Consider the following 20,865-nt stretch of genomic DNA (forward strand, 5'->3'; position numbering starts at 1 on the left):
CCCTCGTTCTGCCAGATAGCCGTTGAGTTTAGAACCACCCGGCAGCAGAGTCGGCCGAGACTTGGGGGGCGCCCATGCCAGCAATCGAGACCGTTCCAGCCGGCCACGGCAAGGCCTTGCGCCTCCGGGCAGGACAGCGCGTCAAGCTCGTCAATACCCATGGCGGGCAGGTGGTCGATTGCTGGGCGTTCAACGCCAACGACGTTCGCGAGCACCTGTCGATGGACTGCACACGGGTGTGGAACCAGCGCATCAATCCCAAGCTCGGCGACACGCTGGTGAGCAACCAGCGCCGGCCGATCGTGACCCTCGAGCAGGACACCTCGCCCGGCATCCACGACACATTGATGGCGGCGTGCGATCAGCGCCGCTACGAGCTGCTGGGCGTCGTCGGCTATCACCGTAACTGCCAGGACAATCTGGTCGAGGGCATGCTGGCGCTCGGCGTCACGCCGCCGCCGCGCGCGCCCTCGCCGCTCAACATTTTCATGAACATCCCGGTCGGCGACGACCGCAACTCGCTGAGCTTCCAGCCGGCGCGCTGCAAGGCCGGCGACTTCGTGGTGCTGCGCGCCGAGATGGATTGCGTCGTGGTGTTCTCGGCCTGCCCGCAGGACATCGCCCCGATCAACGGCGAAGGCGGCGTCACGCCGCGCGATGTCGCGTTCGAGATTGTCGAGTGAGGGAGACACCATTCGCCTCCCCAGCTTCGCTGGGGAGGTGTCCGCGTCTAAAGGCTTTTGGCCGCTGCGCGGCCAAAATGCCGACGCGGACGGAGGGGTCATGAGTCACAGTCACGCTGCTCATGACCCCTCCGTCGCGTATGACGCGACACCTCCCCGGCGAAGCCGGGGAGGAGGATGAGCTCTTGGGGGAGATGACATGTTCGATCTGCTGCTGAAGAATGCCACCGTCGCCACGATGGACGGCGACACGCCGTTCGGCCTGGTGCCTGACGGGGCGATCGGCATCGCCAAGGGCAAGATCGCTTGGGTGGGACCGATGGCGCAGGCGCCGGCCGGGAATGCGGGCGAGGTGCGCGATCTCGGCGGCAGGGTGGTGACGCCAGGGCTGGTCGATCCGCACACCCACATCGTCTACGGCGAGGAAGGGCTGGTCGATTTCGAGGTGCTGTCGCAGGGCGGCGGGCGCTGGGACCTCGAGGCGCGCAGCGCCGGCGTCGGTGGCATGATGCGGCGCACCCGCGTGCTGCCGGAGGAGGCGCTCTACGAGGCCAGCCGCAAGCGCATGAGCCGGCTGATCGCCAACGGCGTCACCACGGTCGAGAGCAAGTCGGGCTGCGGCATGGACAAGGATACCGAGCTACGGGCGATGCGGGTGTCGCGCGCGCTGGGACGCGATCTGCCGATCACCGTGGTCTCGACGTATCTCGGCGCGCACGGGCTCGCGCCCGAGTTCGCCGGTCGGCGCGACGATTACGTGACCTTCATGTGCGAGGAGGTGCTGCCCGAGGCGGTGCGCCAGGGCGTCGTCGACCAGGTCGACGGGTTCTGCGACAAGGTCGGCTTCAATCACGAGCAGATGGGCCGACTGTACGCCAAGGCGCAGTCCTATGGGCTGGGAGTCAAGGCGCACGCCGACCAATATACCGATTTCGGCGCCGGCGCGCTGGTTGCCCGCCATCGCGGCCTGTCGGCCGATCACATGGAATACGGCTCGCTGGCGACCCTGCGCGAAATGGCGGAGGCGGGGACGGTGGCGACCCTGCTGCCTGGCGCGCATCTCACCCTGCACGAGACGCGCAAGCCGCCCGTAGAGATGTTCCGCGAGCTCGGCGTGCCGATGGCGCTCGCCACCAACTCCAACCCGGTGAGCTCGCCCACCGTGTCGCCGGCATCGCAGATGCATCTCGCCTGCTACATGTTCAAGTTGACGGCCGAGGAGGCACTGAAAGGCTTCACCGTCAACAGTGCGCGCGCGCTCGGCCTCGCTGACACGGCCGGCCGCATCGCCGTCGGCCGCGCCGCCGACCTCGCGGTGTGGGACACCGACGATCCGCGCGGCATCGTCTACCAGATCGGCGGTGCGCCCTGCCTCGCCGTGGTCAAGGATGGCGTCGTCATCCACGACGTTCCGGCACCGGAGTTCCACCGCTGATGGGCGGGCGCGACCGGCTGGTCCATTGGCTCGACCGCGAGCGTGATCGCCAGCTCGAGTTCCTGCGCGCCTTCACACGCATCGACACCTGCAATCCGCCGGGCGACACCACCGAGGCGGCCGACCTGTTCCGCCGCTTCCTCGATGATGAGGGCATCGGCCATCGCACCGAGGCGCCGCAGGCGGCCAATCCCAATCTGATCAGCAGCTTCGCCGGCGCGAAAGACGGCCACCACCTGGTGCTGAACGGCCATCTCGACGTGTTTCCCGTGGGCGACGCGTCGCGCTGGTCGCGCTTGCCGTTGTCGGGCGACATCGTCGACGGCCGTGTGCACGGCCGCGGCACGGTCGACATGAAATGCGGCACCACGGCGCTGCTGTTCGTGCACGCCTACCTGCATCGCCTGCGCGCCGAGCTGCGGGGGCGGGTGACCCTGACCGTGGTGTCCGACGAGGAGACGGGCGGGCGCTGGGGCTCGGATTGGCTGGTGAAGAATTGCGCCGCCGAGGTTCTGGGCGATTGCGTGCTCAACACCGAGCCGAGCGGCGTGCAGACGGTGCGGTTCGGCGAGAAGTCGATCTACTGGCTGCGCTTTCGCATTGCCGTGCCGGGCGGCCACAGCGCCTATCCACACACCAGCCCGAGCGCCAACAAGATCGCGGCCAGCCTGATCAAGGACCTGGAAGCGATCGAGGGCCTGGCGCCAGAGGAGCCGGAGGTGGTGCGCCGCACCCTCGATCGGCCCGACGTGCAGACGGCGATCGACCGGTCGCTGGGTGCCGGCGCGGCCGGCGTGGTGCGCCGGGTGTCGGTCAATATCGGCGTGATGCAAGGCGGCGTGAAGATCAACATGCTGCCGGCTGAGTGCGTGCTCGACGTCGATTTTCGCCTGCCCGTCGGCCTCTCGCGCGCCCGCCTGCTGAAGGCGGTGCAGGCGATCGTCGCGCGCCACCCCGCGGTAACCTGCGAGGAGCTGCTCGCCGGCGGTCCGGAGGCCAACCATTCCGACCCGACCCACGAGATGGTCGGCCACCTCGTGCGCAATGCCGCGGGGCGGCTGGGCTACGAGCCCAAGCCGATCGTCAGCCTGGGCGGCACGGATACGCGCTTCTGGCGCGTCGCTGGCGTCCCGGCCTTCGTCTACGGCTGCTCGCCTGCCGGCATGGGCGGCATCGACGAAAGCGTGAGCATCGAGGAATTCCACCACGTGCTCCGCGTGCATGCGCTATCGGCATGGGACTATCTGACCGGGGTACGGTGAAACTGCGCTTTGTCTGGGCCGGCGCGGTCGCAGCGGCCTGGTTCGCCGCTCCCGCCCTCGCGGCGGCCGATGCTCCGGCGATCGACGGACGCGAGCTCGGCTTCATCTGGGTTGTGCCGTTCATCGGCATCCTGCTGTCGATCGCGGTCATGCCGCTGGCGGTGCCGCGCTTCTGGCATCGTCATTTTGGCAAGGTCTCCGCCGTCTGGGCTGCCCTCGTCATCGTGCCTTTCGCCATCGTCCATGGCGTTCCGACGGCCGCCTACGAGATCGTCCATCTGCTGCTGCTCGACTACATTCCCTTCATCGTGCTGCTGCTGGCGCTTTTCACCGTCACGGGCGGCATCCATATCAAGGGCAACCTGCACGGCTCGCCGTCTATGAACACGGCGCTGCTGGCGGTCGGCACCGTCCTCGCAGGGTGGATGGGAACGACGGGCGCATCGATGCTGCTGATCCGTCCCGTGATCCGCGCCAACGATTCGCGCCGGCACAAGGTCCATGTCTTCATCTTCTTCATCTTCCTCGTGTCCAACATCGGCGGCGCTCTTACCCCGCTCGGCGATCCGCCGCTTTTTCTCGGATTCCTCAAGGGCGTGAGCTTCTTCTGGACCACGACGAACCTGCTCGGCGAGGTGCTGGCCTGCAGCATCGTCCTGCTCGCCGTATTCTACGCCATCGACAGCTACTGGTATCGCAAGGAAGGGGATAGCGCGCCCGATCCGACGCCCGATTCCACCATCAGCTTGGAAGGCGGCGCCAACATAATTCTGCTGATGGGGATCGTCGGAGTGATCCTGGCAAGCGGCACCTGGACTCCCGGCATCCATTTCTCGATCTGGCATGTGACGCTCGAGCTGCAGCACGTCCTGCGCGACGTGGCGCTGATCGTTGTTTGCGCCTTGTCGCTCAAGCTCACGCCTGCCCGGCTGCGATCTGACAACGGCTTCGGGTGGGCACCCATGGCCGAGGTCGCCAAGCTCTTTGCCGGCATCTTCATCACCATCGCGCCCGCCCTGGCCATCCTGCGCGCGGGCAAGGACGGCGTCATGGCTCCGCTGGTCGCGCTGGTTACGGACGCCAGCGGCCAGCCAAACGATGTCTGGTATTTCTGGTTGACCGGCATTCTCTCCAGTTTCCTGGACAACGCGCCGACGTACCTGGTCTTCTTCAACCTGGCCGGCGGCGATGCTGGCGTGTTGATGGGGGCGTCGGCAGGTACCTTGGCCGCGATCTCCTGCGGCGCAGTGTTCATGGGCGCCAACTCCTACATCGGCAACGCCCCGAATTTCATGGTCAAGGCGGTTGTCGAGGAAGCCGGTATCCGGATGCCCAGCTTCTTTGGCTACATGGCTTGGTCGGGCGGCATCCTTGTTCCCCTCTTCATCCTGCTGACCTTCCTGTTCGTTGCATAGCCCGATCCGCGAGAACCGCACTGCGGCGCGGCCAGCGCCCTGTCGATGAGATCGATCAGCTGATGGTCCGACCCTGATCATGCTACGCGGCTCTGCGTTATCCGCGGCTGGCAACAACGACAGCCACCCGCGGGCACCGCTGCAGCCTTCGCTGGGCGCTGCAGCCCTCGTGCAGGCAGCCCTTTGGCGAGATCGATTTTTTCCGCCAAATCAGGAGGCCGCGACGCAACCTGTTGCGCGGCTAGTCGTTGTCCTCACGCAGTACCCCCGCAGCCCGTACTGGTCTCTCCCTAGCGGGCTGCACCAGGCCCGCTCGTCCGCCCCCGCGACGAGCGGGCCTATCCATTTTTTGACAAATGTCGGCGCCGGCCCCGCTGCATGCGGCCTGCCTCCGTTGCGCAACCTTGCTACCGCAAGGCCGTTGCCCCGGCATGAAAGCGAGGTTGAGGCCATGAAGCACATTCCTGTGATCGTTGTCCTGGGAGCCGTTCTGGTCGGCGGATGCGCCGTCAGGACGACCGAGCGCGTCGTCGAGAAGCCGGTGCCGGCGCAAACCGTCGTCTATGCCGATCCTGCGGTTGTGCCGCCGGCAACGACCACGACGGTCTATACGACTCGATAGGACTGCCAGCCATACGAGGCGATAGAATGCGCAGACCCGGCAGAAGGGCCATCCTGCTTCTGCCGGGTCGGGACTCCCCCAAGGGGAAAGCGGCGGTCCATGGGCCGCCTATTTTTTTTGGGGGGCGCGGACGTCAAGAGGTGTGATCGATGGGAAGGGACAGTCTCGCGACCTACCGGTCCAAGCGCGACTTCGCCGTGACCGACGAGCCGGCCGGTGCCCGGCCGGCGGCCGCCCAGGGTGCGTTGCGGTTCGTCGTCCAGCGCCACGAGGCGAGGCGGCTGCACTACGACTTCCGGCTCGAGCTCGACGGCGTGCTCAAGTCGTGGGCGGTGACCAGGGGGCCGTCGCTCGATCCGCATGACAAGCGGCTGGCGGTCGAGGTCGAGGATCATCCCCTCGAATACGGCGACTTCGAAGGCACAATTCCGAAGGGCCAATATGGCGGCGGGACGGTGCAGCTGTGGGACCGTGGGCACTGGCTTGCCGAGGGCGATCCGCACGACGGCCTGAAAAAGGGCGAGCTCAAGTTCGTCCTTGAGGGCGAGCGGCTGCACGGCGGCTGGGTACTGGTGCGCATGCGCTCGGACCGCTTCGGCGGCAAGCGCAACAACTGGCTGCTGATCTAGGCCGCCAGAAAAGGTGCCGCCCAAAGGCAAGGCGCGCCCGAAAGCCGTCGACGCCCTGCATCGTTTCGAAGGAGCTCGATGCGCCCTACCGCTCCGGGCGCACCGGAAGCTGGACCAAGGCCAAGTGCCGCAGTGGGCAGGAGGTGGTGATCGGTGGCTGGACCAGCGAGGGCGGCACCCGGTTGCGCTCCCTGCTCGCCGGCATCTACCGCGACGGCAAGTTCGGTTATGTCGGGAAGGTCGGCACTGGCTTCGGTCAGGCGACGGCGAGCCGTCTGTTGGCGCGGTTGCGCAAGGTCGCCCGCAAGAGCAGTCCGTTCGACAGCGGGGCCCCGCGGCGACAAGGCGCGTTCACCATCCACTGGACTGAGCCCAGGCTGATCGCTGAAATCGAGTTCGCCGGCTGGACTGCCGATGGCAATGTGCGGCAGGCGGTGTTCAAGGGCTTGCGCGACGACAAGCTTCCGCGCGAGATCGGGATCGAGACGCCGGCCGAAAGGGTGGATGCGCCCATGTCGCCATCCGACGTGACATCATCCAAGCGATCGAAGACCCGCAGCGTTCCGCGTGCGGCGCAATCGCCCTCGACGGTCCTGGGCGTGTCGATTTCCCATCCCGACAAGGCGCTGTGGCCGGGGGAAGCGCCGCCGATCACCAAGCTCGAGCTGGCGCGCTACTACGAGGCGACGGGCGCGTGGATGATTGAGCACCTGGCCGGCCGGCCGTGCTCGATCGTGCGGGCGCCCGACGGAATCGGCGGCCAGACTTTCTTTCAGCGCCATGCGATGCCGGGCATGTCCCATCTGCTGGAACAGGTGAAGGTGAACGGCGATCGCAAGCCCTACCTGCAAATCGATACGGTCGAAGGCTTGATTGCAGCGGCCCAGATCGGCGCGCTCGAGTTGCATCCCTGGAACTGTCAGCCCGGCCGGCCCGAGCTGCCAGGGCGGCTGGTGTTCGACCTCGATCCGGCGCCCGACGTAGCCTTCAGCGAGGTCGTTGCCGCGACCTTGATGGTGCGTCAGCGCCTGGAAGACCTCGAGCTGGAGACCTTCTGCAAGACGACCGGCGGCACGGGCCTCCACGTCGTCGTGCCGCTGACCGAAGATGCCAGGAGCCCCGACTGGGAGGCCGCGAAGCTGTTCGCCAAGGAGGTCTGCCGCAGGCTGGCCGAGCAGGCGCCCGACCGCTTCGTCCTCACCATGGCCAAGAAGGAGCGCAGCGGCCGGATCTTCCTCGACTACCTGCGCAACGATCGCACCGCGACGGCCGTCGCGCCGCTCTCGCCGCGGGCGCGGCAGGGTGCCACCGTGTCGATGCCGCTCGGCTGGTCCCAGGTGAAAAAGGGGCTCGATCCCAAGCGCTTCACGCTGCGCACGGCGGCAAAGCTGCTGCGCCGGAGCAAGCCGTGGGGGGGATATGCCGTGGCCGCGCGTCCGTTGCGCGGCGCGATCGAGCGGCTGATTAAATCGAAGAGCTGAAGGACATCCCCATGGCAGAAAGCGAAGTTCGATCCGACGAAATTCGACGATCGCTACGAGGACGCGCTGCGCGATCTCATCGCCCGCAAGAAGAAGGGCGAGAAGCTGGTCAGCAGCGCAGAGCCGAAGGAAGACGATACCGTCGTCGACCTGATGGCGGCGCTGAGCCAAAGCCTCAAGGGTCACGGCGCGATCCCCCGCGACAAGGCCGAGCGCTTTGCCGCGACCCGTCGCCGGGGCGGATCGAAGCCTCGCCGCAGCAGACGCCTGGCGTCGTCGCGCGCGGCGTGATGGCGCAACCCGCTCTGCTTTGACGGCGTTGTCCTGCGGATGTCCTCGAATCATTCAGGAGGCTGGAGGTAGACATGAAAGCCGATCTCACGCCGACCGAGGCGCGCAGCGGCGTCATCAGCGGTCGCGTCATCACCGTTCTCATCGTGTCCCTGGGAGGGGCAATTCTGGCGCTCGGCGTCCTGTGGCTGACCCTGGCCGCGTAGGGCGTGCTCGTGTTTGGTCGAAACAACCAAAGAGTTAGGGCTGGGAGCGGCGGCAGCCGCTTCAGGCTGAAGGTGCAAAGAGGGTAATGGGACGCATGGCCAAACTCCCTTCGCTGAAAAGTGAGCAAAACGCTTCGGTCGTCGGAACGACCTCGGCAGGCGAAGGTTGCGGTGCGGTCTAGGCTGCGACTTCCCCGGGAGGGGGCGGCATGGGAAAGATCACCGCGAAACGCAGGCCGCCCTTGTCGCCCGGGGAAATGTGCAGTTCGCCGGAAAGCTGCATGGCAAGCCCGCGGATCAACGTCATGCCAAAGGTGCGAAGCTTCTCCGTTCTGCCTGCATCGCGCGTGCTCGACGCGATGTCGGCGATCGAGAGCTCGACGATGCCGCCCTTCTCGGACATCTCGATGTCGATTTCGGGAGCGGCGGCACCGGAGGCGTCGCTGTCGAGGATGGCGTTGACGGTTTCGGTGACGATCAGCCCGACGGGAATGGCGACGTCGGGACCGGCGGTCAGTGAGGATGCCCTGATGTGATAACGCAGCGGCGGTGCCTTGGCGTTCTGACGGCTGAGCGTAACTTGCCGGACGACGTCGCCGATGAATTCCTGGAAGTCGACGAGCGACCAGTTCGATCTCTCGTAGAGATGGACGTGCAGAATCGACAACGCCAACACCCGATGCTGCGCATCCCTGAACAGCCGGCGAATGCGCGGCGAACGGATCTCGCCGGCCTGCAGGTTGAGCAGGCTCATGATCATCTGCAGGTTGTTCTTGACCCGGTGCTGCAGCTCGCGCAGCAGATGATCGCGTTGCTCGAGACCGGCCCGCAGATCCGTCTCGCGCCTGGTGAGGGCGCTCGCCATGGCGGCGACACGATCGGCCATCAGGCCGAGCTCCAGCGTTTGCGGACGCTGCCGGGCGATCTCGATTGGCTCGCCACGGACGATGCGACCGGCGATGTCCTCGATGTAGCGGAGCGGACGGATGCACCAGCGATCGGCGCCGAACCAGACGGCAAGCAGGGCAATGACCAGGGAGGCGATTGCGACAGCCAGCACCGCCCAGCTGCCGATCGACGTCGATACCGGCAAAGGCCGCACAAGCACCGCCAGCGTATCGGCGCCGGGGATGGGCACGAGGTGGAACTGGCGAAGCTGTCCGTCCGTTCCGTACTCGACGAAGGTCATCTGACCGGCCGCGATTGCCTTGGCGAGCCGCGAATCGGAGGGCAAAATTCCCGGCGGATCCTGTGCGCCGACGGGGATGCCGCTGCGGGCGACGACGATGGCGGTCGACGGCAGGCGATGAAAGCCGTATCGCTCGCTGGCGATCGTATAGGTCGCCGAAACGGCGATGACCGGCAGGAACGCCAGCGCGACAACGGTCAGAAGCTTCGTGCGCAGCGACCGGCTGGCCCACCAGGCGGCCAACATTGGGACTGCGCCCTAGATGGTGACGGTATCGAGAGCCTGCGCGATCGCCGCGCGAAGGACATCGGGATTGAATGGCTTGGAGATGATGAAAGCCGGCTCGACCTTCTCGCCCGTCAGCAGCCGCTCAGGATAGCCTGTCACGAAGATCACCGGGATCGACATCGAGTTCATGATCTGGCTGACCGCCGAGATGCCGCTGTCGAGGCCGCGCAGCTGTACATCGGCCAGCACGAGATGCGGCGAATGGCGCTTGGCGAGCTCGACAGCGGTCTTCTCCGTGGCGGCAATGCCAACTACCTGATGGCCGGAATTGCGAACGATCTCGGCGACATCCAGGGCGATGATCGGCTCGTCCTCGATGACCAGCACGCGGATGCCGGCAACACGTTGCAGCTCGGCCCGCGCTTCCTCGAAGGCGCGCGAGACCTGGGCAACGTCGATATCGAGAATGTGCGCCACATCGTTCAGGGAGAACCCTTCGAGGACCGTCAGCAGCAGCACTTGCCGCTGGAGCGGCGCCATCTCGGTCAGCGAATCCTTGAGGCGACCTTTGACGGTGTCCTCGCCCTCATTGCTCTCGAGATTGCCAAACGGCTGGCGCAGCCGGTGGAACAGCGCGAATAGCCCGAGCTTGGTGCCCTTGGCCTCGGCGACCAGGTCCGGCTGCTGAAGTGCGACTTCGGCCGACAGTCGCACCCATTCGTCGCCCAGCTTCTGCGAGCCGGTGAGCGCGCGCGCATAACGCCGCAAGAACGGAAGCGCCCATGCCAGAGCGTCCGAAATGGGTGGACCTGCCGACTCCGTCACGGTGACTCTCCCTATCTAGGATTTCCGGATGGCGATACCTCGACCCGGACAACAGCAGCGAAAGCCTGCCGCAAACTCCACGCGCCCTTCGGGACGCCCTGACGATCCGCCTGACCGTCATGACGCCCTCCAGGCGCTCACTCGCACTACAGCACGTATTCTTCCCCGCACGCAATCCAGCTGGGTGGTGCAGGCTCAGTAGTAATAGGTTCTCTCCGGTGCGGTCACGGCGCCGATCGTGGCGCCCGCCGCGCCGCCAATGAGGGCGCCGCCAACCGGGGCGCCCACCGTCGAGCCGACGACCGCGCCGGAGGCTGCGCCGATGGCGCCGCCCGTCAAGGCGCGATCAACCGGCCGGTCGCCGCACGCAGCCGTCGCCAAGGCGACGGCGACGCCGAGGAATGCGATCTTGATTGTGCGATTTAGCACGATTGCCTCCTGATGCCTGCAGTCAGTGCAGCCATCCCAGTGCCCACATCAGCAGAAGCACCGGGATGGGCACGCCCAACAACCACAACACGGCCGCCCGTCCCATCGATCGTCCTCCGTGGAGCCCTGCTAGAGCCGGTTGATCCAGGTGTCGACGTCGCGTTCGGCTGCGTCCTTGGTGATGCCGTATCGCTCCTGGATGCGACCGACGAGCTGGTCCTGCTTGCCGCTGATCACGGTGAGATCGTCGTCAGTGAGCTTGCCCCACTGCTCCTTGACCTTGCCGGAGAACTGCTTCCAATTGCCCTCGATACGATCCCAGTTCATGTCGACGTCCTTTCAATTGAATTCACGCCCATCCAACGCTTGTTTGTGGCATGCGGTTCCGATGCGAGTTTTTCTTTGCGTCGGCTCGATTGCTCGCCCACATAGAGTGCTTCAGGCGGGAACTGCCGGGTGTCAGGAGCGTGTCTCTCCAATGATGAAGGACGACATCGTGACCTTGATGCCCGAGCTGCGTGCCTTCTCGCGATTTCTCTGCCAAGATCGCGAAGCGGCCGACGAGCTGGTCCAGAACACGATTCTTGCCGCCCTCAACAAGCAGGCGCAGTTCACGCCCGGCACCAACCTCAAAGGCTGGCTATTCACCATCATGCGTAATCGCTTCTACTCGGATCTGCGGGCGCTCCGTCGCCAGGCGATCTCGATGGACGACGACATCGCCAAGCCGATTCCTGCGGTTGACAATCCGGAAGCTGCGCTGGCGCTCAAAGAGCTGTCGTCGGCGATCTGGGAGCTCAGCCCCGAGTCGCGGGAAGCCCTGGTGCTGGTGGGTGCCGGCGGCTTCTCTTATGAGGAAGCCGCGGCGCTCTGCAACTGTTCCGTCGGTACTCTGAAGGCCCGAGTATCGCGCGCCCGCAAGCGGTTGGCGTGTAAGCTCGGATAGAAGAAGCGTGTGATTTCAACGGGTTATCGGATAACAGTGAACTGAATGTAACCATTTGGCTGCGGGAGAGTTATTTCCTGTAGCCAATGTGGGAGTAAGTGATGTCTACCGAAGCGAAGACCCTCGATCCGAATTGCGACAACATGAATTTCCACGACCAATTGAAAGCCGTCTTGCCGCGCCTTCGCATCTATGCGCGCTCGTTGACCCGGGATCGCGACAGCGCCGAGGATCTGGTGCATGATACGGTTGTGAAGGCGTTGGCTGGACGGCACAGCTTCCAGCCGGGCACCAATCTGGCCGCGTGGCTTTTTCGCATTCAGCGAAACGAATTCATCTCCGGGCTGCGTCGTCAACGCCCTACCGTGCCGGTCGATGCCGCCGCCGAATCGATTTCGCATCCGGCGCACCAGGAAAGCCGCCTCATCATGCGCGAGTTCATGTCGGCCTTCGGCAAGCTGCCGTCGGCCCAGCGTGAAGCGCTTGTCCTCGCCGTCCTGGAAGGCCTGCGTTACGAAGTGATTGCTGCCCACACGGGCGTCTCGGTGGGGACGGTGAAGAGCCGAATTTCGCGAGCCCGCGACACCCTCGAGCGGCTGCTCATGGAAGGGGATACCTCGCCTTCTGTGGAAGCCAAGGCGCTTCTCTCGCGCCTTGAGGCGCGCGCAGCCGAGGAGTCTCGCCCCGCCTGATCGACAGGGTAGTTTTGACTGTTGGGTGGCGGCTTTTCCAGTGTCGTGGAGGACGGAGCTTGCTAGTATCCGGACAGGTGGGAAGGCATTGATGCAAGGGGTATAGGCCCGTGGAACGATTCGCCGTTCCCGGGAACACGCGTCATGAACAACGATAACAAATCCAACGGCGATCGAAGCGGACGTACGATCTTGCCGCGAGCCAAGATGCCCGACAAAGACCCTTTCGAGTCCTGGCTGCAAAAGCAGTTGCATACGATGTACGACGAGATCGTCAGCGAGCCTCTCCCGGATTCGCTCGTCAAGCTCATCGACAAGGATGCTGCCGCAGGGAATGACGACAAGGACAAGCCCGTCTAGGCGGCCTGCATGGTTGGGAAAGCTGCAGCGATCCTGGGACGGCGATGCTGATCGAATTCGACCAAGACCGAGCCCGCAGTAGGCCGCGAATTGCCTGAACGAATGAATGCCCGCCGGCTGGCGGGCATTCTTCTTTGGGCCAACGACTTATTCGTCGCTCTGGTGCGGAGGCTGCGGCGGGCGCCGATCGCCCGGCTTCTCGCTCTGCTGCTTCTGGCGCTGCTGCTGCTCGCGCTGAATCTGCTCGCGCTGCTGGCGCTCGCGCTCCTGAGGGGTCTGGTTCGGCTTGTTGGGGTCGTTCATGGCTGTTTCTCCATGTTGTCGCGACATCCACGATGGGTGCCGCTGACCTCCCAACGCCCCGTCTCGGAAGCGGGTTGCGCATCCTGACTTGGTTCGGTCGGCGCCTCTCGCCGCCTTTATTTTGCCGTGCTCGGCAACGGGCCGACGGCCCCCGCGTTGACCGCGCACAAGCTGGAGGAGGGACGAACGATGAACTCCATCGTCTATGTTGTAGGTCTGGTCGTGATTGTCGCCGCGATCCTGTCCTTCCTGGGCCTGCGCTGAGGAAAATCCCGATGGACGTTCTCCAGTCTGCGCCCATCGACCCAGGCCGGCCCGGCGGGCTGGCCGATTCGAATTGGCGCCCCATACTTCTCGGCGCCGTTGCGGCGCTGGTTGTTTCTGGCACCGTCGTCACGATGGTCGGTGCAATCGGAACGACAGTCGCGCAAGTGACGGCAGTCGCGGCGACCGCCACTGCCGCTTCCGCAACCCGCAACGCTTCGGACCATTCGCGCCTGTCCTGCGGCTTGGCGTCACGCTGATTGCTCGCGGGAAGACCTTGTCCGCCCGGAACGGACACGGTGCAGCGGCGTTTCAGAGATGTCGCGGGTGCAGGATGCAACTGCCCTTGGCAATCACCGATCGAAGGAGCGCTCGATGCTCGATCTTCCGCAGAAGATGCAGGCAAAAGACGGAGATGCGGCTCCCTCGCAGCTCTCGAAGAACCCGCGTGCGCGGTCCCCGCAGAGGGCCGAGAGCTGACCATGCGCGCCGACCATCCGCGAAGCGTTCTCGGCGTCGCCGGCGAGGCGATGGCGCAAACGGCCGATTTGATTCGGGTCGAATTTCGACTGGCCCGCGCGGAGCTGGCCGAGAAAGTGGCCAGTTTTCGGACGGGCGCTGTATTCATCGTCGCCGGCGCCGTGTTCCTGATCGGAGCCTTGTTCCTGTTGCTGCAGTGGGCGGTCGTCGCCCTCGTGGAGGCGGGTTTGCCGGCTACCATGGCAACCTTCGTGGTCGCGGTGGCCTGTTCCCTCGTCGGTTTGATCCTCATCCTCGCGGGCAGGCAGAAGCTCGAACCGGGCTCCGTCCTTCCCGAACGAACGCTCAACCAGATCGCGCAAGACGGCGCGATGGCCAAGGAGAAACTGTCATGAGTGAGAGCGCTGCGGATCTTCAGCGCGAAGCCGAAAGCACGCGCGCCGGCCTTTCCGAAACTCTCGACGAGCTGCGCAACAGCCTGACAACCGCCGCGATAACCAATGGCGCGATGACCATCGCCAAGGAGGGCAGCTCGACCTTGGCGCGCGTTGCCGTCGAGCGCGCGCGCGCCAACCCGTTGGCCGCCTTGCTCATCGGTGCCGGTGTCATGATGCTGCTTCATTACGACAGGGAAGGTGCTGGACAGCTCGTGCGGCGCGTCACCAGGTCGGTGACCGGCGCCGTGAAGGGTGCGACGTCGATTGCGGGCGGCGTTGCAGGCGATGCCGTGTCGGCGTCGCGCAAGATGTCGCGCAATGCGGCCGATCGGGCGCGTGGCGTTGCCCAGGACGCCGCTGGCCAGCTGGAAGACACGGCGGCACACGTCGCCGATCGTGCGCGGCAGTCCCTGGGGAACGGCATGGACAAGGCTCGCGAGCTTGCCAACGACGTTCAGGGAAAAGCGTCGCACCTTGTCGAGGAGAACCGCCATTACATGACGACGGGCGGAATGGTCCGCCTCGCCCACGAGCAGCCGATCTTGGTCGCGGCGCTCGGTATCGCGGTCGGTGCGGCGATCGGCGCTGCCTTGCCGATTGGCAAGACGGGGGACCGCCCGCGTGCGTCGACGGTGGACGAAATGGCCGACAAACATTCTCGATCCGACGACGCACGCGCCTGACGGGCGCGTGCGACGGTCGGCACGACTCAGGAAACGGGCACCATGGAAATGCGCGAGCATTCATTCTCAACTGCGATGTCAGCGATACGCCATGTTGTCGTCGTGCGCGTGCCGGTGCGCGACGATGACCTCCTGCTGCCGTTGCGCGATCTGCAGAACCTGTTCATCCGCTATCTTCGCAAGCAGCCGCCAGGAGGCGATTTCTCGATTCTGATCATGCGGCAGGATGGCGTCCCTGAGGTGCATTGCACCTTTGTCGAAAGGGCGGACGCCGAGCACTTGGCGGCCTCGATACATGGCGAGTCGACGACGCCGAAGGAGGGCGAGGCATCGCGCCATTTCGTCGAGCTCGACGACGAGATTCTGTTCGAGATCGCCCATGTCGCGGGGCCGCCTTCCTTCAAGCGCGCCAAGCCCGACCCGGCCGAATCGGCGGGCCCGATGCCCAGCGTCGGTGCAATGCGGCGCCGATGATTGCCGCTTCGCATCGCGTGACTTCATGAAGCTCTTCAAGTGCCAGAACTGCCATCAGATCATTCACTTCGAGAACACGCTCTGCGAAAAGTGCTCGAGTCGCCTGGGCTACGTGCCGGCGGAGGGCCTTTTGACAGCTCTGGAAAGTGTCGGCGTCACTTGGCGACGGCTTCGCTCCGCGCGCGAAGAGCTCTTTCGCTTTTGCGCCAACGCCGACTATCAGGCCTGCAACTGGCTCATCGAGGCGTCGGCCGCCGAGATGCTGTGCCTGTCGTGCCGGCACAATCGCACGATTCCCGATCTCTCGATCGCCGACAATCTCGTGGCGTGGCGCAAGATGGAAATGGCCAAGCATCGCCTGCTTTATTCTCTCCTGAAACTGCGCCTGCCGATGCCGACGCTCGCCGAGGATCCCGGGAGCGGCTTGGCCTTCGACTTTCTCGCCGAGCTGCCCGGCGAAAAGGTCCTGACGGGCCACGACAACGGCATCGTGACCATAGCGCTCGCCGAGGCGGACGATGCTCATCGCGAAAGCCACCGCGTCGCCATGCACGAGCCATATCGCACCCTGCTCGGCCACTTCCGGCACGAGTCCGGGCACTTCTTCTGGAACAGGCTGGTCCGCGACAGCGAGCGGTTGGACGAGTGCCGCGCCATCTTCGGCGACGACAGTCAGGATTATGGCGCAGCGCTGCAGGCGTACTATGCCGACGGTGCGCCGGCCGACTGGCAGGCGCGGTTCGTCAGCGCCTATGCCACGGCCCATCCCTGGGAGGATTTCGCCGAGACGTGGGCGCACTATCTGCACATCGTCGACACTCTCGAGATGGCCGAGTCATTCGGCGTGTCGACCCGTCCCGCCCTGGCCCGCGACGACAATCTCGATGCGGCGGTCGATTTCGCGCCCTATCGGGCCGAGACCATGGCGCAGCTGATCGAAAGCTGGTTGCCGCTGTCGGTGGCGCTCAACTGCCTCAATCGGTCGATGGGCCAGCCCGACCTCTATCCGTTCGTGCTGTCGGAAGCGGCGATCGACAAGCTGGCGTTCGTCCATGGCCTCGTTCATCCGGCCTGACGCGCGCAGCGGTGGCGTCGCCGGCATGACGGGCTCGGGAGAGACTGCCATGAGCATGATGCCCGGTTCGACGGCCGATCGCTCCGAGGCATCGCTGCTCAGGCTGACCGCGCTCTGCCTGTTGGGCGGCATGGCGCTTCTCACCCTCTATTTCGGTCGTGACGTCCTCCTGCCCTGCGCGGTCGCCGTGCTGCTGGCCTTCGTTCTGGGCCGGCTGGTATCGCTCCTGAACCGGGTCATGCCGCTGCCGCTTTCGGTAACGGTCGTGGTCCTGGTCGCCGTCATCTTCATCGGGTTGCTCGCCGTGCTGATCACGGTGCAGCTGGCAGAGGTGGCCGGCAGCCTGACGAGCTACCAGGCCAACCTCCACAAGAAGGTCCAGGACATACGCGAAATCCTGCAGGGGAGCGGCGCGCTCGGCCGCTTCATGGCGATGCTCGTATCGCTTGGCCAGGAGTTTACGGCGAACGTCGAAGCCGCGCCTGAACGCGTCGTCCATCTGCAGACCGATTCGGGATTCGAGCGGATTGCCGCCCTGCTGGCGCCGCTGCTCCATCCGGTGCTGAGCATCAGCATCGTCGTCATCCTGGTCGTCTTCATCCTGCTCGATCGTGAGCATCTCAGCGACCAGATCGTGCGGCTGTTCGGGGCCAACGACGTTCACGCCACCTCCGAGGCGATCGCCGATGCGGCCAGCCGCCTCGGTCGCGTGCTCTCCCTGCAGGTCATCACCAACCTCGGCTTTGCCACGGTCGTCGGCGTCGGCCTGTTCGCGCTCGGCCTGCCCAATGCCGCGCTATGGGGATTGCTGGCCGGCGGCTTTCGCTTCGTCCCCTATATCGGCGCCGCGGTCGGCGCGCTCCTGCCCACCCTGATCGCCTTCGCAATCATGCCGGGATGGCTGCACCCCTTGATGGTGCTCGGATGGATCGTCCTGTGGGACGTGATCATCGGGCAGATCATCGAGCCCGTGCTGTTCGGCGATTCGGTCGGGGTGACGCCTTTGGCGCTCGTGCTGTCGGCGATCCTGTGGGCCACGCTGTGGGGACCGATCGGCATCCTGCTGTCGACGCCGCTAACCATCTGCCTGCTGGTTCTCGGTCGGCACGTGCCCCAGCTGCGTTTCCTCCAGATCCTGCTCGGCCATGAACCGGCCTTGACGCCTTACCAGCGGATCTACGGACGCCTGATCCGGCGTGCCGTCGTCGACGCGTCCAGCGTCGCCCTCGCCGAAATCGAGGAGAAGGGCCCCGAGAAGGGCCTCGATGACGCCATGGGCCGCATGGTGGTGCTGGCTGAAGCGGATCGCGGACTCGATCGGCTGAGTGCCGCGCAGATCGATGCGATCGTCGACGGCACCGACGATATTCTCGATTTCCTCGACGTCGACCCCGACGAGCGGGCGCCGCCGGCGCCATTTGCCGCGGACGCCGTCGGCCGCGTGCGCTTCGTCTGTGTCGGCGGACGCGGGCAGATCGACGATGCCGCCGCGGCGATCATTGCCTACGCCTTGCGCCGGACAGGTTTCGAGGCGGTCCGGCAGCGCCATGGCGACAATGCGCCGATCGAGCCGAAGGCGCAGGGCGCACAGGTGCTTCCCGTGGTCTGCTACGCCTCGCGGCCATCTGCGGCAGTACGGCGCTACACGTCCCGCAAGCTCGGCGTCGAGGGCGGCGATCGTGCCTGCCACGCCGTCATCGACTACGACGTGCCGACGACGTCGACGCGGCCGGTCGAGGATATCGTCGCGGCACGCGACGTCCTGGCGGGCGACATCGCCACGATCTGCCGGGCAATGACCCAGCACGCCGTCGCCGTCACGACACCGCTCGCTGTCTCGGTCGCGGCGGGGAATTGAGCTTTTCTGGACCGCGGGCGGGACACCCGCGGTCCAGAAGAGCATGAGCGCTACGCATCGCGGCGCACCTGTTCGCGGTAGGCGCGACTGACCCGGGCTGGTAGGCTTGCGCCCTCCCGACCTCCAGCAACCGAGCCGGTCATGTCACGCATTCGCCCGTCGCGCTTCGTCCACGTCGTCTATCGCACCCGACAGTTCGACAAGATGATCCAGTGGTATCGGGACGTCTTCGACTGCAAGGTCCAGTACCAGAACCCCGTCCTGGCGTTCCTGACCTACGACGACGAGCATCATCGCATCGCCTTGGTCAACCTGTCGGCGGTCAAGCCCGAAGCCGATGCGGGCGAGCGGCGCGGCGTCATCGGCGTCGATCACGTCGCCTACACCTACAATTCGGTCGAGGACCTGGTGGAGAACTACGCCCAGCTCAAGGAGAAGGGCATCCTGCCCTACTGGTGCATCCATCACGGCGTGACGATGTCGATGTACTACGCCGATCCGGACGGCAACCAGATGGAGATGCAGGTCGACGCCTTCGGCTCGAGCGATGCCGCCAACGACTACATGAACGGCCCGCATTTCGCGACCAACCCGATCGGCGTCGAGTACGATCCCGAGGAGGTCCTGGCCAAGGTCCGTGCCGGCATGCCCGGCTCGGCGTTCCTGGCGCGGCAAAGCGATCTGCCGGTCTCGCCGATCCGCGGTGCTCTCACGCCCTAGGCGCTTTCCTGCGGCTCACCGTTATACTCTGGTGCATACGGCGCCCCGGACGCTATAGTCGGCCCGATAGAACGACCGGCAGGTCGGGAAAGGGGCAGTCGTGAGGATCAGCGCCAGGAACAGGCTCAAGGGCCGTATCGTCGAGGTGAAGAAGGGCCAGACCACGGCTCATGTCAGGATCGACGTGAACGGCGCCATCGTCACGGCGTCGATCACCAACGAGGCGGTCGACGACCTGAAGCTGGCGGCCGGGCAGACGGCGTATGCCATCATCAAGGCCTCCGACGTCATGGTCGGCCTCGACGACTGAGCGCTCTGCCGCATCGGGAACGACAAATGGTACGCCTGAACGAGGTCCGCGCCGGCGAGCAGGCGATCGACCTGCCCGCCGGCAGCGACGCCGCGCTGTATTTCATCGGGCGCATCCATACGCCATGGACAGATCGATTGACCTGCCCGCGCCAGGGGCGGCCCGATGGGCCGACCTGCCGCATCGAGGTGTTCGCGCCATGGAACCGGGGCCTCGACAGTATTGCCGAGTTCGAGCGGCTCGAGGTCCTGTACTGGCTGCACGAGTCGCGACGCGATCTGGTGATGCAGAGCCCGCGCAGCGACGGCAACGCGCGTGGCGTATTTTCCTTGCGCACGCCGGTGCGGCCCAATCCGATCGGCACGTCGATCGTCGAGCTCGTCAAGGTCGAGGGCTCGACCCTAATCGTACGGGGTCTCGATTGTCTGGATGGCACGCCGCTGATCGACCTCAAGCCTGACCGCAGCCTGTTCAAGCCGCTGGCGCCGGCCCAGGCCGGTGACTTCCAGGTCGGCGACAAATCGTGAAGGCGACCCGGCGTTCGCTGCTGGGGTTCGCCGGCGCGAGCCTGCTGGCTGGCCGCGCACAGGCGCAGGGACGCACGATCGTCGATTCGGCCAGGCGTCGCGTCACCCTTCCCGGCAAGGTGACCCGCCTGCTTGCCGCCGGGCCGCCGGCCTCGGTGGTGGCTTACGTGCTGGCGCCGCGGGAGATGGTCGGCTGGATCCGGACGCCTTCATCGGCAGAGAAGGAATTTCTGATCGTTGCCGTCCGCGACCTTCCGGAAACCGGGCGCCTCACCGGACGAGGCGACACGCTGAGCCTCGAACGGTTGATTGCTGCGAAGCCCGACCTGGTGCTCGATTTCGGCTCGGTGACGGAGACCTATGTCTCGCTGGCTGAGCGCGTGCAGAGCCAGACCGGCATTCCCTATGTGCTGATCGACGGCACCTTTGCCGCGACCCCCGCGTCGCTCCGGCTCACCGCAGATATTCTCGGCAAGTCCGAACGCGGTGCAACGCTCGCGACCTATGCCGAGAAGACGTTTTCTCTGGTGGATTCGACATTGAGCCGCGTGCCGGCGGACAAGCGCCCGCGCGTTTACCTGGCCCGCGGGCCGGAAGGGCTCGAGACCGGCGGCCGAGGCTCGATCAACACCGAGATCATCGAGCGCGTCGGCGCAATCAACGTCGCCGAGGGATTGGGTGGCCGCGGCAACACCGCCAACGCCTCGCTCGAGCAGCTGATCGCCTGGCATCCCGACGCGATCGTGACCCTCGACCGCAGCTTCTTCCAGACCGTGAAGTCCAAACCGGGCTGGAACGACGTGAAAGCGGTGAAGGAGGGCAGGGTCTATCTCGCGCCCAGCCTGCCGTGGGGCTGGATCGACGCCCCACCCTCGGTCAATCGGCTGATCGGCCTGCGCTGGCTGCTCACCACCTTCTACCCAGCTGAAGCGGGCCTCGACCTGCGCGCCGACACGGCCGCTTTCTTCGAGTTGTTCTATGGCGTATCGGTGGATGCGTCCCAACTCGATCGGTTGCTCGGTGGCGCCGTCGCCCGCTGAC

The 20,865-nt window shown here is 65.5% G+C and carries 24 protein-coding genes and 1 pseudogene; 19 read left to right on the forward strand and 6 right to left on the reverse strand.

The genetic code is table 11. The annotated features are described in order from the left end of the window. The first annotated feature begins 74 nt into the window (after positions 1–74). From ACILR9_RS11900 to ACILR9_RS11930, 7 genes and pseudogenes are all read left to right on the forward strand, one after another. Positions 75–683, forward strand: coding sequence for a DUF1989 domain-containing protein (locus ACILR9_RS11900; RefSeq protein WP_395710141.1), 609 nt, complete (start codon positions 75–77; stop codon positions 681–683). 199 nt (positions 684–882) lie between these two features. Continuing rightward, entirely contained in the window at positions 883–2,118 is a 1,236-nt protein-coding gene (gene hutI / locus ACILR9_RS11905) for an imidazolonepropionase (protein ID WP_395710142.1), read from the forward strand. Further along, positions 2,118–3,380, forward strand: a complete 1,263-nt coding sequence (locus ACILR9_RS11910) for a M20/M25/M40 family metallo-hydrolase (protein WP_395710143.1) — start codon at positions 2,118–2,120, stop codon at positions 3,378–3,380. Before hutI ends, ACILR9_RS11910 begins: the two co-directional genes overlap by 1 nt. Continuing rightward, positions 3,377–4,795 carry a sodium:proton antiporter gene (locus tag ACILR9_RS11915; RefSeq protein ID WP_395710144.1) on the forward strand — a complete coding sequence of 473 codons (1,419 nt, stop codon included), beginning with the start codon at positions 3,377–3,379 and terminating at the stop codon, positions 4,793–4,795. The genes ACILR9_RS11910 and ACILR9_RS11915 overlap by 4 nt, the downstream gene beginning before the upstream one ends. Positions 4,796–5,246: 451 nt before the next feature. Next, positions 5,247–5,417, forward strand: coding sequence for a hypothetical protein (locus ACILR9_RS11920; RefSeq protein WP_395710145.1), 171 nt, complete (start codon positions 5,247–5,249; stop codon positions 5,415–5,417). A 149-nt stretch (positions 5,418–5,566) separates the two neighbouring features. Continuing rightward, a pseudogene (gene ligD, locus ACILR9_RS11925) lies at positions 5,567–7,527 on the forward strand (DNA ligase D). A 365-nt stretch (positions 7,528–7,892) separates the two neighbouring features. Next, the gene (locus ACILR9_RS11930; protein ID WP_395710146.1) at positions 7,893–8,024 is read left to right on the forward strand and encodes a hypothetical protein; all 132 of its coding nucleotides are present in this window, start codon (positions 7,893–7,895) and stop codon (positions 8,022–8,024) included. A 178-nt stretch (positions 8,025–8,202) separates the two neighbouring features. Here ACILR9_RS11930 and ACILR9_RS11935 read toward each other — a convergent pair whose 3' ends face one another. The 4 genes from ACILR9_RS11935 to ACILR9_RS11950 all read right to left on the reverse strand — a co-directional run bounded on the left by ACILR9_RS11935 (position 8,203) and on the right by ACILR9_RS11950 (position 11,022). Beyond that, the gene (locus ACILR9_RS11935; protein ID WP_395710147.1) at positions 8,203–9,459 is read right to left on the reverse strand and encodes a sensor histidine kinase; all 1,257 of its coding nucleotides are present in this window, start codon (positions 9,457–9,459) and stop codon (positions 8,203–8,205) included. 12 nt (positions 9,460–9,471) lie between these two features. Beyond that, on the reverse strand, positions 9,472–10,266 hold the full coding sequence (locus ACILR9_RS11940) for a response regulator (RefSeq protein WP_395710148.1): 795 nt from the start codon (positions 10,264–10,266) through the stop codon (positions 9,472–9,474). A gap of 195 nt (positions 10,267–10,461) precedes the next feature. Beyond that, positions 10,462–10,695 carry a glycine zipper family protein gene (locus tag ACILR9_RS11945; RefSeq protein ID WP_395710149.1) on the reverse strand — a complete coding sequence of 78 codons (234 nt, stop codon included), beginning with the start codon at positions 10,693–10,695 and terminating at the stop codon, positions 10,462–10,464. A gap of 129 nt (positions 10,696–10,824) precedes the next feature. Continuing rightward, a complete protein-coding gene (locus tag ACILR9_RS11950) occupies positions 10,825–11,022 on the reverse strand; it encodes a CsbD family protein (protein ID WP_395710150.1) in 198 nt (65 codons plus the stop codon). Between the two features lie 151 nt (positions 11,023–11,173). Between ACILR9_RS11950 and ACILR9_RS11955 the strand changes: the two genes are divergently transcribed. The 3 genes from ACILR9_RS11955 to ACILR9_RS11965 all read left to right on the forward strand — a co-directional run bounded on the left by ACILR9_RS11955 (position 11,174) and on the right by ACILR9_RS11965 (position 12,693). Then, on the forward strand, positions 11,174–11,641 hold the full coding sequence (locus ACILR9_RS11955; protein ID WP_395710151.1) for a sigma-70 family RNA polymerase sigma factor: 468 nt from the start codon (positions 11,174–11,176) through the stop codon (positions 11,639–11,641). A 101-nt stretch (positions 11,642–11,742) separates the two neighbouring features. Beyond that, the gene (locus ACILR9_RS11960; RefSeq protein ID WP_395710152.1) at positions 11,743–12,333 is read left to right on the forward strand and encodes a sigma-70 family RNA polymerase sigma factor; all 591 of its coding nucleotides are present in this window, start codon (positions 11,743–11,745) and stop codon (positions 12,331–12,333) included. A gap of 144 nt (positions 12,334–12,477) precedes the next feature. Then, positions 12,478–12,693, forward strand: coding sequence for a NepR family anti-sigma factor (locus ACILR9_RS11965; RefSeq protein ID WP_395710153.1), 216 nt, complete (start codon positions 12,478–12,480; stop codon positions 12,691–12,693). A 147-nt stretch (positions 12,694–12,840) separates the two neighbouring features. On the opposite strand, the gene ACILR9_RS11970 is transcribed toward ACILR9_RS11965, so the two are convergent. After that, complete coding sequence (locus tag ACILR9_RS11970; protein WP_395710154.1) at positions 12,841–12,996, reverse strand: hypothetical protein; 156 nt, start codon at positions 12,994–12,996, stop codon at positions 12,841–12,843. Positions 12,997–13,122: 126 nt separating this feature from the next. On the opposite strand from ACILR9_RS11970, the gene ACILR9_RS11975 reads away from it, so the two are divergent. The 3 genes from ACILR9_RS11975 to ACILR9_RS11985 all read left to right on the forward strand — a co-directional run bounded on the left by ACILR9_RS11975 (position 13,123) and on the right by ACILR9_RS11985 (position 14,860). Further along, the gene (locus ACILR9_RS11975) at positions 13,123–13,260 is read left to right on the forward strand and encodes a hypothetical protein (RefSeq protein ID WP_395710155.1); all 138 of its coding nucleotides are present in this window, start codon (positions 13,123–13,125) and stop codon (positions 13,258–13,260) included. A gap of 482 nt (positions 13,261–13,742) precedes the next feature. Then, positions 13,743–14,135 carry a phage holin family protein gene (locus ACILR9_RS11980; RefSeq protein ID WP_395710156.1) on the forward strand — a complete coding sequence of 131 codons (393 nt, stop codon included), beginning with the start codon at positions 13,743–13,745 and terminating at the stop codon, positions 14,133–14,135. Beyond that, on the forward strand, positions 14,132–14,860 hold the full coding sequence (locus ACILR9_RS11985; protein ID WP_395710157.1) for a hypothetical protein: 729 nt from the start codon (positions 14,132–14,134) through the stop codon (positions 14,858–14,860). The genes ACILR9_RS11980 and ACILR9_RS11985 overlap by 4 nt, the downstream gene beginning before the upstream one ends. Before the next feature lie 78 nt (positions 14,861–14,938). Here ACILR9_RS11985 and ACILR9_RS11990 read toward each other — a convergent pair whose 3' ends face one another. Further along, entirely contained in the window at positions 14,939–15,361 is a 423-nt protein-coding gene (locus tag ACILR9_RS11990) for a hypothetical protein (RefSeq protein ID WP_395710158.1), read from the reverse strand. Between ACILR9_RS11990 and ACILR9_RS11995 the strand changes: the two genes are divergently transcribed. The 6 genes from ACILR9_RS11995 (at position 15,360) to ACILR9_RS12020 (ending at position 20,864) form a co-directional block, all read left to right on the forward strand. Further along, positions 15,360–16,409, forward strand: a complete 1,050-nt coding sequence (locus ACILR9_RS11995) for a putative zinc-binding metallopeptidase (RefSeq protein ID WP_395710159.1) — start codon at positions 15,360–15,362, stop codon at positions 16,407–16,409. The two genes, ACILR9_RS11990 and ACILR9_RS11995, sit on opposite strands and share 2 nt — an antisense overlap. 49 nt (positions 16,410–16,458) lie before the next feature. Then, a complete protein-coding gene (locus tag ACILR9_RS12000; RefSeq protein WP_395710160.1) occupies positions 16,459–18,267 on the forward strand; it encodes an AI-2E family transporter in 1,809 nt (602 codons plus the stop codon). A 141-nt stretch (positions 18,268–18,408) separates the two neighbouring features. Then, entirely contained in the window at positions 18,409–18,987 is a 579-nt protein-coding gene (locus ACILR9_RS12005) for a VOC family protein (protein WP_395710161.1), read from the forward strand. A 100-nt stretch (positions 18,988–19,087) separates the two neighbouring features. Further along, complete coding sequence (locus ACILR9_RS12010; protein ID WP_395710162.1) at positions 19,088–19,297, forward strand: molybdopterin-binding protein; 210 nt, start codon at positions 19,088–19,090, stop codon at positions 19,295–19,297. A 26-nt stretch (positions 19,298–19,323) separates the two neighbouring features. Continuing rightward, entirely contained in the window at positions 19,324–19,824 is a 501-nt protein-coding gene (gene tsaA / locus ACILR9_RS12015) for a tRNA (N6-threonylcarbamoyladenosine(37)-N6)-methyltransferase TrmO (protein ID WP_395710163.1), read from the forward strand. Next, positions 19,821–20,864 (forward strand): iron ABC transporter substrate-binding protein, encoded by a 1,044-nt coding sequence (locus tag ACILR9_RS12020; protein WP_395710164.1) that lies wholly within the window; start codon positions 19,821–19,823, stop codon positions 20,862–20,864. The genes tsaA and ACILR9_RS12020 overlap by 4 nt, the downstream gene beginning before the upstream one ends. Position 20,865 lies beyond the last annotated feature (1 nt).

The sequence above is a fragment of the Reyranella sp. genome (assembly GCF_044224635.1).
Lineage (GTDB): Bacteria > Pseudomonadota > Alphaproteobacteria > Reyranellales > Reyranellaceae > Reyranella.